11 protein-coding genes are annotated in these 13,617 nt (G+C 57.5%); 5 read left to right on the plus strand and 6 right to left on the minus strand.

The annotated features are described in order from the left end of the window. Window positions 1–744 precede the first annotated feature (744 nt). Genes AXW11_RS04910 through uvrD form a run of 3 tightly spaced genes read right to left on the minus strand, consistent with a single transcriptional unit; the run spans window position 745 to window position 4,415 of the window. A complete protein-coding gene (locus AXW11_RS04910; RefSeq protein ID WP_228301537.1) occupies window positions 745–2,046 on the minus strand; it encodes a Fic family protein in 1,302 nt (433 codons plus the stop codon). Between the two features lie 38 nt (window positions 2,047–2,084). Then, complete coding sequence (locus AXW11_RS04915) at window positions 2,085–2,234, minus strand: hypothetical protein (protein ID WP_177190659.1); 150 nt, start codon at window positions 2,232–2,234, stop codon at window positions 2,085–2,087. Window positions 2,235–2,249: 15 nt separating this feature from the next. Next, entirely contained in the window at window positions 2,250–4,415 is a 2,166-nt protein-coding gene (gene uvrD / locus AXW11_RS04920; protein WP_091644210.1) for a DNA helicase II, read from the minus strand. 312 nt (window positions 4,416–4,727) lie between these two features. On the opposite strand from uvrD, the gene AXW11_RS04925 reads away from it, so the two are divergent. Both AXW11_RS04925 and AXW11_RS04930 read left to right on the plus strand, forming a co-directional pair. Next, the gene (locus tag AXW11_RS04925; protein ID WP_228301536.1) at window positions 4,728–5,924 is read left to right on the plus strand and encodes a hypothetical protein; all 1,197 of its coding nucleotides are present in this window, start codon (window positions 4,728–4,730) and stop codon (window positions 5,922–5,924) included. Between the two features lie 14 nt (window positions 5,925–5,938). After that, window positions 5,939–6,370 carry a phosphate ABC transporter substrate-binding protein gene (locus AXW11_RS04930; protein WP_081899327.1) on the plus strand — a complete coding sequence of 144 codons (432 nt, stop codon included), beginning with the start codon at window positions 5,939–5,941 and terminating at the stop codon, window positions 6,368–6,370. Here the strand turns inward: AXW11_RS04930 and AXW11_RS04935 are convergent. Then, window positions 6,367–7,821, minus strand: a complete 1,455-nt coding sequence (locus tag AXW11_RS04935) for an NAD-dependent succinate-semialdehyde dehydrogenase (RefSeq protein ID WP_036211077.1) — start codon at window positions 7,819–7,821, stop codon at window positions 6,367–6,369. The two genes, AXW11_RS04930 and AXW11_RS04935, sit on opposite strands and share 4 nt — an antisense overlap. Window positions 7,822–7,992: 171 nt before the next feature. On the opposite strand from AXW11_RS04935, the gene AXW11_RS04940 reads away from it, so the two are divergent. Further along, window positions 7,993–9,006, plus strand: a complete 1,014-nt coding sequence (locus AXW11_RS04940) for a histone deacetylase family protein (protein ID WP_036211081.1) — start codon at window positions 7,993–7,995, stop codon at window positions 9,004–9,006. 5 nt (window positions 9,007–9,011) lie between these two features. Here AXW11_RS04940 and thiI read toward each other — a convergent pair whose 3' ends face one another. After that, window positions 9,012–10,466 (minus strand): tRNA uracil 4-sulfurtransferase ThiI, encoded by a 1,455-nt coding sequence (thiI, locus tag AXW11_RS04945; RefSeq protein WP_075195640.1) that lies wholly within the window; start codon window positions 10,464–10,466, stop codon window positions 9,012–9,014. Window positions 10,467–10,628: 162 nt separating this feature from the next. Between thiI and ppnN the strand changes: the two genes are divergently transcribed. Continuing rightward, a complete protein-coding gene (gene ppnN / locus AXW11_RS04950; protein WP_091644206.1) occupies window positions 10,629–12,023 on the plus strand; it encodes a nucleotide 5'-monophosphate nucleosidase PpnN in 1,395 nt (464 codons plus the stop codon). A 12-nt stretch (window positions 12,024–12,035) separates the two neighbouring features. On the opposite strand, the gene AXW11_RS04955 is transcribed toward ppnN, so the two are convergent. After that, window positions 12,036–12,374: a c-type cytochrome gene (locus tag AXW11_RS04955; protein WP_036211090.1), complete on the minus strand. Its 339-nt coding sequence runs from the start codon at window positions 12,372–12,374 to the stop codon at window positions 12,036–12,038. 136 nt (window positions 12,375–12,510) lie between these two features. On the opposite strand from AXW11_RS04955, the gene AXW11_RS04960 reads away from it, so the two are divergent. Continuing rightward, a complete protein-coding gene (locus tag AXW11_RS04960) occupies window positions 12,511–13,614 on the plus strand; it encodes an enoyl-CoA hydratase/isomerase family protein (RefSeq protein ID WP_091644203.1) in 1,104 nt (367 codons plus the stop codon). The last annotated feature ends 3 nt before the right edge of the window (window positions 13,615–13,617 follow it).

Consider the following 13,617-nt stretch of genomic DNA (forward strand, 5'->3'; position numbering starts at 1 on the left):
GTCCAAAATCGGTCACGATAAAACGGAATGAGCGGTCACGATCACCCGGAACAGGCGGTCACGTTCAAACGGAATGGGCGGTCACGATGGGCCGGAATATGCAAATGTGAAGCACAGCACGTTCTAGAGTTGGTAAACCATGCCTGGAATAATTTGAAGGGATGTATGATCTTTTTGACGAGCATCATTGCTATCCTTCTCAATTTCCCGACTTGTCGGCGGTTCACCCTGCAAGCTGTGCCCATTTAATGTGACACTATACAGAGAAAAATGATTTTTAAATCAATCTTTGACAGGGCTGATAGTGACAGTCATTCCGAACACAATCAAAATCCGATTGAGAGTTCTTATGCTTACTGAATCGGCATCTGGCTCTATTGCCGAGATGGTATTTGCGGAGAGACCGACCAATATTCCAAGTCTTTCTGGACTCAGTTCTTACAATTCAACGCGCACACTCACCAGTGCCGTTCCAAGTGGGATCTCTCATTCTTCAAGCAACGTCAGGATTACCCAATCCCGGAATTTCGCTCCGTTCAAAACTGGAAAATCGGGCGTGATAGCGTGTTGAGTCAAAGATAAAGGCCGACATCAACGCGTTGTAAAAGGTCCGTTTTGTGGTCATACGAACACTCTTAAATAAAGAGGCTGAATGTCCGATTTGCGACCAAGGCATACTCCGGGCACATAAACAAAAGCGAACATTTGCCTTTCGATGCTTTTCGACGTTGAAGCGGGAACCAACTACTGGGGTGAGAGTTTTGGGAAATAGACTGGCTCAGCATGTTCCGGAACAGACCAAAGAAGTGGCGAGCGACTATCCTTTGGGTCTGCATCGACCAGCAAGCCTAGATCGCGAAGCTTTTTAAGCAGTCGCCGGGCAGTCCGCTCATCACGCTCCCCAGTTAATGTCAGGGCATCGTACCTTGAGATCGATCCCTGAATGAACGCCTGATACAGAACCCATGTAGAAGCAGGTTTCAGGTCATCCCTGCTCGCCACGAAATCTTCGATTCGACGTTTCATCGATTTCAGGTTCAGAAGCTCTGAAATGTAGCTGACTTGGTCAACGGAGGTGTCCAAAACGAAACGACAGAACCGGGCCAGACCAAGCTCACTGAGCGGGCCTCTGCCATCGGTTTGGCCCTGCTGGACGGCGTCAGCTTGAGCCAAGTTGCTTTTGTACTTCTCGGAGTAAATCGCAAGCCCACGGCTCAAACACCAGACGCCCACGCTTTCCAGTCCAGCCGCCCGGAATGCCGCATCCGTCCAAAGACGAACAACTCGGCCATTGCCATCCAGGAATGGGTGGATCCAGAGGAATCGGTGGTGTGCAGCTGCGATTGCGATCAGACGTCGATCACCTTGGTGTCTGACGCTTTTATATTCGTTGCAGAACTGCGTCATTAGCTGTTCCAGGTGTTCGGCGTCAGGCGGTATGTGCCGACCAACCTTTACCCCTCGATCCCTGAACTTTCCACCTTCAACCCAGGCGACCTCCCCCGTTTCATCCAGCTCGACCTTTTTAAGATCGCTAGGCAAGTCCCTGTAAAATCGGCGATGCAGCTCTTTGATGAAGTCCACGGAAATAACTTCTTCCAGACTCCGATCCTCAGAAGCTATCCAAGCTTGTACGTCGATGTGGGCAAGAGACTCAATCTGTTTGTCCCGAGCAACCGGATCGTCCTCAAAATTTCCCCGCTGGGCCTCGCGGATCTGGTGAGGAAGGGTTCGATTGCCTTCAATCAGGTTGCTGTAGTACGAGTTGATGACAGCCATGTGCCGGCGCAACGTATCCGCTGTCTCCGGCTCAAGCTGGCCGGCGATCTGAGCGGCCTTCCTGTTCAGGATGCTGGCCAGATCGAGAAGCCCCTCTTCCGTACAGGATTTCTCGTTTGGCGCAAAAGGCGCGGCACTCATCCAGGAAGTCATCTGATACCTTAATTCGTGTAGTGATTCTGAGTTTCTGACCGGCAATTTGTCTGGGTATTTGTCCGGTATTATGACCGGTTTAAAGCAGCGGCACAGAGTTCCCGCTGATGGCAATATTCCTACCTTTTAGCCAGTATAAATAGACATTTACATCATTTCCAGTTTTTGGAACTCAGCTTCATCTGGTCATATTTGCTGTTTTCCTGGCCGGCCAAGTGACCGGCAATTTGTCCGGCAATTTGTCCGGCAAAATCTTGTTTGGCTCTTGGGCCGACTCCCGAACTATCAGCTTTGTCAAACAACGCTGGCTCCTGATCTCAGCAGGCCTCCAACGGCGCATAGGCCAAAACCAACCACTTGGCCCCCTCATCAAAGTTCACCTGCACCCGCGTATGGTGACCACTGCCCTCGCTGTTCATCACAATGCCCTCGCCGAACTTTGGATGGCGTACCCGCTGGCCCAGGCTGAACCCCGTACCAACGTCAGGTTCCTGGCTGAACAGGCCCTCATTGGGCCGGGCCATCATTGCTGGCCGGCTGACGGTATTCCGCAGCCGCACTTCCTGAATGCAGTCACCGGGAATCTCACGGACAAACCGCGACAACGCGTGGAATTTTTCCTGGCCGTACAAGCGGCGGGATTCGGCGTAAGTAAGCACCAGCTTTTGCATGGCCCGGGTAATGCCCACATAGGCCAGGCGCCGCTCTTCTTCCATCCGCCCCGGTTCTTCCAACGACATACTGTGGGGAAACAGGCCTTCCTCCACACCGGCCAGGAATACCAGCGGAAACTCCAGGCCCTTGGCGGAATGAAGGGTCATAAGCTGCACGCAGTCCTCATTCGCTTCCGCCTGAGCCTCGCCGGCGTCCAGCGCTGCCTGGGCGATGAATTCCGACAGCGGATCAACGCCCTCTTCCACCTCATAATCCGACAGGGCATTCACCAGTTCTTCCAGGTTCTCCACCCGCGCCTGCCCCTTCTCACCCTTTTCGCTGGCGTGGTAATCCTTGAGACCACTCAGCTCCAGGGTTGTCTTCATCAGACCATGCAATGATGCATCGTCCACCATCTCCGTCAGGCGTTCGATGATGCCCATGAAGGATTGCAGACCGGTTTTGGCGCGGCCCTTGACCTGGCCGGCTTCCAGCAAACGCTCGGCAGACTCCCACAAGGAGATACTGCGTTCAGTGGCGAACGCGCGCATGTCCGCCAGGCTCTTGGCCCCGATACCGCGGGCGGGAATGTTCACCACGCGCTCGAAGGCTGCATCATCCCGACGATAATGTACCAGTCGCAGGTAGGCGATGGCGTTGCGGATTTCCTGGCGGTCGTAGAACCGCAGGCCCCCGTAGACTCGATAAGGAATACCCTGACGGATCAGGGATTCTTCCAGCACCCGCGACTGGGCGTTGGAACGGTAGAGAATGGCCGACTCGCTGCGCAGGTTACCCTCGTTGACCCAGCTACCAATGGTGTCGGCGATGTAGTTGGCTTCGTCCTGCTCGTTGAAGGCCGCATACAAACTGATGGGCTCGCCATCCGGGCCGTCGGTCCAGAGTTCCTTGCCCAACCGGCCCTGGTTGTTGGCAATCACCGCGTTGGCGGCTTTCAGGATCAGTTGCGTGGAGCGGTAATTCTGTTCCAATCGCACCATCCGGGCGTTGGGAAAGTCCCGCTGGTACTGCTGGATGTTTTCGATTTTCGCGCCTCGCCAGCCGTAGATGGACTGGTCGTCGTCGCCCACCACCGTTAGCGGCACCCGGTTCCCGGCCAGAATCTGCAGCCAGGCGTACTGGATGGTATTGGTGTCCTGAAATTCGTCCACCAGGATCTGCTGGAAACGGCTCTGATAATGGCTCAGTAGTTCCGGACGGTACAGCCAGAGTTCGTGGGAGCGTAGCAACAGCTCGCCAAAATCCACCAAGCCGCTTAGGTTGCAGAGCTTTTCGTACTGGCGGTAAACCGTCAACATTGTGGCCGTGAAATGATCGCCCGGATTTTCCTGGATGTGTTCCGCCCGTAACCCTTCGTCTTTCTGGCCGTTGATAAACCACTGGGCCTGCTTCGGCGGCCAGCGGCTTTCATCAATCTGCAGCTCACGCATCACGCGCTTGATCAGCCGCAGCTGGTCGTCGCTGTCCAGCACCTGGAAGTTCTCTGGCAGGCCGGCGTCCTGGTAATGGGCCCGGAGCAACCGGTGGGCAATGCCGTGAAAGGTGCCAAACCAGAGGCCCCGAGCCGGAATATTCATCATCTGCTCAATGCGGTAGCGCATTTCCTTCGCCGCTTTGTTGGTGAAGGTCACCGCGAGTATGCCCGTCGGCGGCACCTTGTCCACCTGCATGAGCCAGGCAATCCTGTGCACCAGCACCCGGGTTTTGCCACTGCCCGCACCTGCCAGCACCAGCAAATGATCATTCTGGGCCGCTACAGCCTCACGTTGGGCGTCGTTCAGGGCGTCGATAATGTGGGAGACATCCATAGAGATCCGGTCGCTACTGGTTAAATGAACAGGTGCAGAATTATAACAGGAGAAAGGAGGGTTTGCCGGACGCGGGTGTGTTGGGTTTACCGCACACATGTAAGGTACCGATACAGAAAATGTGAACACTTTTTATGAAACTGGCGTCAACTTGGGTATACTCGCCACCGCGGGTTGCCCGGAAGAACTTTCTGTTCCTCTGCTGGCCACCGTTTTCCCGCACCAGACAAATTGCAGGGGCAAGACATAAGTCCCCTGAAGCCAGGAAGGCGCCCGCATCTAGCGACCAGACATCAAAGGAGATGATGTACGATGTACTCCGTATACCCAAGCACTACCCGTTTTACCCCCCGTTTTGCCTTTACCGCCCTCGCACTGACCGCGACCCTGTCGTTACCGGCCATGGCTGATGATAGCGACCGGATTGACCAGTTGGAGCAACGGCTGGATTCCATGCAAAAGCAGATGACCGAATCCAGCCTGGAAAAGGTTCGCCTTAACGGCTTTTTCAGCACCGGTTATACCCGCGCCAACAACGATGCCGGTTACGATGAAGCCACGGAAAAATCCGATCTGGAAACTCTGAGCCTGTTCGGCCTGCAAAGCACGTTTGCCCTCGGCCGCAATACCGATGCCGTTTTGCAACTGGTGTCCCGTGGTAGCGAAGACTGGGACACGGAACTGGAATGGGGCTACCTGCGACACCAATTCAGCAATGGTTCCGAATTTCGGGCCGGTAAAATGCGCCTGCCGCTGTTTATGGAATCCGAGACCCTGGAGATTGGCTATGGTCAGCCCTGGGCGCGCCCACCCGAAGCAGTCTACGACCCGGTGCCGGTTCGCAGCTATCTGGGCGCCGATGCGGCCTATACCATCAACCTCTCTGGCTCATCCATTCAGACACGCGCCTTTGCAGGACACCTTGACGATGATGCCGCCTCCCTTGGCCAGACCGTCAATGTGGAACTACGCAACATAACCGGCCTGACCGCCAACTGGACCAATTACCTCTGGACCTTCCGTGGCGTTTACGCCCATGCAGAAGCCACCATCGGCGGAACACCACCGCTTGGTGACGAAGAAAAAACCGAGTTCATGGGATTGGGCCTGTCCTACGATGATGGTAGCTGGCTGCTGATGTCGGAACTGACACGGGTTGAGGTGAACGGATTTTACCAGGACACCGACTCCGCCTACATCACGCTTGGCTACCGGGTAAAGGAAGTCACGCCCTATGTAACGGCTTCCTGGGTCGAAAGCCAGGACAACTACGAGCGCGACGGCACGCCACTGGAGGTGCTGGACGTACGTCGCCAGGCCTACAGTCTGGGCTTCCGCTGGGACATGACCACCTCGGTTGCCATGAAGGTGGACTGGACCCACGCCCGGGGCTTTGGCAAAACCACTGGGGGCCTGATTGGCAACCAACTGGATGCTCTGGCCGGCAATCCCGGCGGTCGATTCGACAGCACCGACGTATACACCGTCCGGCTTGATGCCGCATTTTGATCAGGAGGGACACCATGGCGATTCGACGCGTATCCGTGCCTGCATTGCTCATTGCGTTGTGCCTGTTGAGCAGTGTCTCGCGGGCGGAATTGGTGATCATCGGCCACCACGGTGGCCCGGATTCCATCACCGTGCAGCAGGTGAAGGACATCTACCTGAACCGCAGCTCACGAATGCCTGACGGCCAGCGCGTGGTCGCGTTCCAGCTTCCAGCGGGCAACAGCATGCGGGATGAGTTCAATGACCTGATCACCGAGCGCAATGACGCCTGGCTGAAGTCGTTCTGGTCGCGGCAGGTTCTGACCGGAAAGGGCCATCCGCCGAGGGAGGTATCCTCGGCGAACAGCATGAAGAGTGTGGTGTCATCCACCCTGGGCAGTATCGGTTACCTCGATTCCACCCTGGTGGATGATTCCGTTAAGGTCCTGTTGACGCCGGAACCTTAAAACCCGCGCGGAACGGTCTGGGCCTCGACGAATTCGAACAGTCCTTCCAGGCCGCCTTCGCGACCAGTGCCGGACGCCTTCATGCCCCCGAACGGCGCTTCCGGCGTGGGTCCGGTACCGGTGTTCCAGCCGCAATGACCAAAACGCAGCCCGGCGGCCACCCGCTGGGCGCGCTCCGCGTCGGCCGTGAACACGTATGACGCCAGGCCAAATTCGGTGTCGTTACCGGCATCGATAACCTCGTCCTCAGTGCGGAAAGTGGCCATGGGCACCAGCGGCCCGAAGGTTTCCTCGCGGGAGCAGCACATGTCCCGGGTCACCCCGGAAATGACCGTCGGCGGGAAGAACAGGTGGCCATCCCCAAGGTCTGCCGGCATTTTGCCTGCCACCAGTTCACCACCCCGCTCAAGGGCGTCTTCCACGTGGCGCTTCACCTTATCAAACCCGGCTTTGTTGATCAGCGGGCCGAGGTCAACGTCTTCCGTCAAACCATTACCCACGGTCATGCGATTGACCCGGTCGGCAAGTTTCTGACCGAATTCATCCACCACTTTCTCGTGAACGAAAATCCGGTTGGCGCAGACACAGGTCTGGCCGCCGCCCCGGAACTTGTTGGCGATCAGGTTATCAGCAGCGGCATCCAGGTCCGCATCGTCAAAGACAATAAACGGTGCATTACCACCCAACTCCAGGGCCAGCTTCTTCACCTGATCTGCCGTATCCAGTATCAGCTTGCGGCCCACTTCGGTAGAGCCGGTGAAGCTGAGCATGGGCACGTCGGGGCTTTCGCAAAGCACCTTGCCGATCACACTGGCCTTGCCCATAACCAGGTTGACCATGCCGTCTGGCAGGTCGACGTGTTTGTCCATCAGCGCGAACAGCGCAATCATCGTCAGCGGCGTCTCACTGGCCGGCTTGATCACCGACGGGCACCCGGCCGCCAGGGCGGCAGACAACTTCTTGGCGATCATGCCAATGGGAAAGTTCCAGGGCGTGATCAGGCCGGTAACACCAACCGGGCGGTAGTGCACTGTCCAGGTACAGTCTTTCGGCTTTTCGGGAATGGTATGGGCGTCCAGCGCCTGAATGTGTTTGGAGCAGTAATCGAAGAACCCGGCGGCGTAATCGACCTCACCCTGAGCTTCCTTCAACGGCTTGCCGTGCTCCATGCACAGAATGCGGCCCACTTCCTCTTTATTGGCCCTGAGTGCATCACGAATATCTTCCAGCCACTTGCGACGGGTTTCGATGGAATAGGGACTGGTTAAACGAAGCGCAGACTTGCCCGCTTCAACGGCCTTGTACACTTCACTTTCGGACATCGATGCCACACTGGCAACCACCTCACCCGTGGCCGGGTTATAGACATCGAAGGTGTTACCGTCCGGCGATTCAGACCAGCGACCGCCGATGTAGCCAGTCAGCTTGGGAAGCAGTGGTGACTCGATCATCTCGGCTCCTTTTCACAATGTTCTCGGATTGTATAAATTGGGGTTTGCGTCAGTGTGATATGTCTCTCATAGTGGATGCAGAAACCGCCACTGTAAAGTCAGACCATGGTGTTTTGACCAGCGCCGGCGGGGGCCTATACTCGAACCATGTCATTATCAGGAGGCAGGAACATGAAGGCGTTTTTTCATCCCGCGCAGGACCAACATCTTCCCAAGACCTACTTCACCCGCGGCCAGATGCGTCAGCCCCAGGAAGTTCCTGATCGCACCGCTCAAATGCTGGAAGGCCTGAAGGCCATGGGCATTCCGGTGTTGCAGCCGGCAGACCAGGGTGCCGGTGCAATTTCAAAGGTCCACGATCTGGGCTATCTGCGCTTTTTGGAGTCTGCCCACCGGCGCTGGGCAAAGATGGAAGACTGGGGTGACGAAGTGATTTCCAACATCTTCGTCCGATCACCAAACGCCCTCAAAGGCATCCTGGCGGAAGCTGCACGCTACCAGGCCGATGGCAGCTGCCCCATCGGAGCCAACACCTGGGATGCCGCCTACTGGTCGGCCCAGACAGCGCTCGGCGCCGCTGACGCCCTGGTTGCCGGCGAGCGCCATGCCTATGCGGTGTGTCGCCCACCGGGCCACCACGCCCGAAAGGACGCCGCCGGCGGCTTCTGCTACCTCAACAATGCCGCGATTGCCGCAGAACATTTGAAACCCCGTTATCCCAGGATCGCCATACTGGACACCGACATGCACCACGGCCAGGGCATCCAGGAAATCTTCTATGACCGCAGCGATGTTCTCTATGTCTCGATTCATGGCGACCCCACCAATTTCTACCCGGTGGTCAGTGGCTATGAGGACGAGCGCGGTGAAGGCGAGGGACTTGGCTACAACATCAACCTACCGATGCCCCACGGCTCCTCGGAGGAAGATTTCTTCGCCAAACTGGATGAGGCACTGGCCGCCATTCGACTGTTCCAGCCAGACGTGCTGATACTTACCCTGGGATTCGACATCTACCACAACGACCCCCAGGCCAAGGTATCAGTGTCTTCGGAAGGCTTCTGTCGCCTCGGTTCCGACATCCGTCGCACCGGTCTTCCCACACTGGTTGTGCAGGAAGGCGGCTATGACCTGGAAGCCCTGAGTGCCAACGTGCAGCAGTTCTTCAAGGGGCTGGAAGGGTAACCACCTCAGTTCGCCGGGGCATACACCTTGATATTGGTGTGGCCCTCGGCTTTCAGGTGGCAGGCATGCATGCGGCTCATGGTGCCGCGGTCACAGTACAGCAGGTACTGCTTGTCGTCCGGCATCGATTGGATTCGCTCATTCAGTTCGTAGAACGGTATCTCCACCACCTGATTGCTGGTGAGCTGCAGGGGTGACTGCTCCCCTTCTGACGGGTGGCGCACGTCAATAATCACATCGTTCACAGCCGGTGTATGTACAAGCTCAACCTCTTCTGGCGTCCGGGTGGTTTCCAGAAGGCGGTTGACCGGCGTGTCCTGACGGCTGGCGATGGCCTGCTCCAAAACCCGGGTGTCCATAGCGGCTTCATCTTCCTCCACCCGATGCAGCTTGGCGCGGGTGGCCGGCTTACGGGAAATCACACCGCAGTACTCCGGCATGGTACGAGCAAATGGCTCAGTACCGATGTCCCGGGCGATGTTGATAATGGTTTCCTTGTCCATGGAAATCAGCGGCCGCAGTACCACCTCGTTACTGGCCCGGTCCACCACGTTGAGGTTTGACAGGGTCTGGCTGGACACCTGCGCCACGGCATCACCGGTCACCAGCCCCGCGGCGTTATTGGCGGCTGCAATGTCTGAGGCAGCTTTCAGCATCTGGCGCTTGAGCACCACCCCCCAATGTCGCTGGTTGACTGAACGCATGATTTCAGCGACCACGCCTTCAAAGGGTACGGAAATGAACTTGGCACCATGGGAAGCGCCGTAACGATCCCACAGGTAATGCACCACCTGGCGCACGCCAATTTCATGGGCGGGACCGCCCAGGCTGAAAAACAGGAAGTGGGAGCGAAGCCCCCGACGCATCATCAGGTAGGCCGCCACCGAGGAGTCATAACCACCGGACACCAATGTCATCACCGTTTCCACCGCGCCCAATGGGTAGCCGCCGGCACCACGATGTTTGCGATGCGCAATGTGATAGTGATCCTCATGGACCTCAATACGCACTTCAATATCCGGGTTGCGAAGGTTTACGCCCTCGGGCTCGGAAGCCTCAAACAGGGCGGAGCCGACAAAGCGCTCCAAATCAATCGAGCGAAACCCGTGATTACCGTGGCGGCGAACCCGAACCGCAAAGGTTTTTCCGCGGATACGGTCTGCGTAGGCTGCTACTGCCTGCTCCGCCACGTCGTCCATACTTATCCAGGGAAATACACCTATCTCCTGGATGGTCGAAATGCCCGGAATACGGCCCAACTCATCAATCACCGGGCCCGCAAGGCCGCGCCCATCCGGGATGGCCACATCAACCCTGTCCCAGGAACCCTCAACGTGGATATCGTCGTCCAGGCGTGCCAGCAGTTTGCGAATATTCTGCCGCAGGTGCCGCATCTGTTGCCGGCGAACGGGTTTGCTCTTGATGGCCACTTCGGCGGCGGGGCGTATAAGGAGTTTCATAAATCGGACGTCTGTCGGGTAGCGTAATTACAGTAAAGCGCTTAGTGTAACGGTTTCGCCGTTTGCCTCAAAATCAGGCATTCCCGATACTCGCTATACTCATATAAAAAGGCATCGCCCTGACGCCAGGGGCCCGCAGAACATTCAGGAGCTTTTGCGTTCATGACCGAATCCACCATCAATGCCCTGGTATCTCCAGAAGGCAGCCTGGAAATCCTCTCCAACTTTGAAGTCAACCGGCTCAAGGACCGAAGCGAAGGGGGGCTGTATCGGCTTTTCCGGCAATGCGCCCTGGCCGTGCTCAATACCGGTGTTGAAACCGACGACTGTAAAACCCTGATGGAAGCCCATGCGGATTTTGACGTTCGCCTGGTGCCACAGCCACGGGGTCTGAAACTGGAGCTGGTCAATGCACCCGCCCACGCCTTCGTGGACGGGCAAATGCTGCGCGCCATCCGCGAACACCTGTTTTCGGTATTGCGGGATATTATCTATTCCTACTCAATCCCCCAGTCCGCGGTCGGTCTTCGCCGGGACGACCCCGAAGGCATCACCAACCTGATTTTTCACATCCTCCGTAACGCCCGTGTACTACAGGCAGGGCGTCATCCGGACCTGGTGGTGTGCTGGGGTGGCCACTCCATCAACGAGCGCGAATATCAGTACAGCAAGGAAGTGGGCCACCAGCTTGGTTTGCGAGGATTGAGCATTTGCACCGGTTGCGGCCCCGGCGCCATGAAAGGCCCGATGAAAGGCGCCACCATTGGCCATGCCAAACAGCGGGTGAAGAACGGCCGTTACATTGGCCTGACGGAACCGGGCATCATCGGTGCCGAAGCGCCAAACCCGATCGTCAATGAACTGGTGATCATGCCGGATATCGAGAAACGCCTCGAAGCCTTCGTTCGGACAGGCCACGGCGTGATTGTGTTCCCCGGTGGTGTGGGTACCGCCGAGGAAATACTCTATCTGCTCGGCATCCTGCTGCACCCGGACAACGCCGACCTGCCCTTCCCGGTCGTCTTTACCGGCCAGCAGGAAAACGCGGAATACTTCGAGATGATCGACCAGTTCATTCGCAACGCGCTGGGCGATGAAGCCGCCAGCAAGTACGAAATCATCATCGACGACCCGGACAAAGTTGCCCGCACCATGAAACAGGGCATGAAGGACGTGGAAACCTTCCGCCGGGCCATGCAGGACGCCTACTATTTCAACTGGATGCTGAAGATCGACCCGGTATTCCAGATGCCGTTCGAGCCCACCCATAAAAGCATGCGGGCGCTGGCGCTACACCGTGACCAGCCGGTTCACCTGATTGCCGCGAATCTGCGCAAGGCGTTCAGTGGCATCGTCGCCGGCAACGTCAAGGAAAGCGGCATACGCCACGTGCAAGCCAAGGGGCCATTTGAAATTTCCGGGGACCCGGAACTACTGGCACCCCTGGAAGCGATGCTGAAAGAGTTCGTCGCCCAGGACCGGATGAAACTGCCCGGTTCCGGTGCTTACGAACCCAGTTACCGGATTATCAGCGAAGCAACGCCCGCCACACCCTGACGATGATGGGGATTATTCCCCACCATCCGCCGGTAGGCTGGCGTAATAGGCGGCCAGGTTGGCAATGTCCTCATCGCTGAGGCCCGCCGCCTGGCCCTGCATGATGGCGGCCTGGCCACCGTTGCGCTGCTTGTTCTTGTACGCCTTGAGCGAAGACACGAGGTATTGTTCGTTCTGTCCTGCCAGGTTGGGGTAACCCGGAATGGCCGCGATGCCATTCTTGCCATGGCAGGCTGCGCACACGGCGGCCTTGGCTTTACCGGCCTCAGCATCACCAGCGGCGATGGTAACGGCGGGAGCGGCAGCCCCCAACACGAACACGGCGGCCAGGGTGTGGTATTTCAGTCTCATTGGTTTTACCCTCTCATCGTTTTATAGCCCGACAGGATCCTGCCGGTGCGCAAGTTGCACGAATTTATAGCACAGCAAGAACAAAGCTCAAATGTGATGGATCAATAATCACCCCATTCGATGCGGAGAAGTCGACATGCCCATTCAGGTTCAGGAAATCGCGTGCAGGGAAGGCAACATCGGCCTGATCACCCTGAATTCACCGGCCACTCTGAACGCCCTGTCCGCGTCGATGATCCATGAAACCCAGGCCGTACTGGATCAGTGGGCCGACGCTGACCACATCAGCCTGGTTATTTTCCGCGGCGCTGGTGAACGTGCGTTCTGCGCGGGCGGTAATATCCGCGAACTTTATGGCGCCCTGTCCGGCGACGAAGATCCGGACGCACCGGCCGAGTTCTTTGCCAGCGAGTATCGCCTGGACTATACCATTCACTGCTTCCCCAAACCGGTGATCGCCATTGGCCACGGCGTGGTGATGGGCGGGGGGCTTGGCATTTTCTCCGCTTGCCGCTACCGCTTGGTAACGCCCGATGTCACATTGGCCATGCCGGAGATCACCATCGGCCTGTTTCCCGATGTTGGTGCAAGCTGGTTCCTCAATCGGCTGCCAGGCCGCATCGGTCTGTTCATGGGGCTGACCGGAGCCCGGCTGAACGTCTCTGACGCGTTGAGGGTTGGCCTGGCCGATATGGCCATCCTGCCAGATCAGGTGGAATCATTGATCGAGCGGTTGCAGGAGGAGCGCTGGACCGGTGAATCAGCGGCTGATGACAACCGCCTGTTCCGGCTCGTCAAGCAACTTGAGCATCCGGACTACCGGGCACTGCCAGCCAGTGAACTGGCGCGCCATGAGCAGGACATCGCCAGGCTCAGCGCAGGCGATGAACTCCCGGCCATTGTTGAAAATCTCATGGCGGCGGAGATCGACAGCGACTGGTGGCAAGGCTGTGTGAAAAACCTGCGCGGCGGCTGCCCGGTTACCGCCTGGCTGGTCTGGACCCAGCTAAAGAAGGCACAGCAAATGTCACTGAAGGACGTCTTCCGGATGGAATACACCATGGCCGCCCGCTGCACCCAGCGGCCAGATTTGCGGGAGGGTATCAGAGCCAGGCTGATCGACAAGGATCACAAGCCCGTCTGGTCATTCCCGACTGTCAGGGACGTGCCTGACGCTGTCGTTGAAGAACACTTCGAGCCGGAACTGAACGACAGTAACGACCCCATGGCACTGCGCTGAACG

This window comes from Marinobacter sp. Hex_13 (genome assembly GCF_001566815.1).
Lineage (GTDB): Bacteria > Pseudomonadota > Gammaproteobacteria > Pseudomonadales > Oleiphilaceae > Marinobacter > Marinobacter salarius.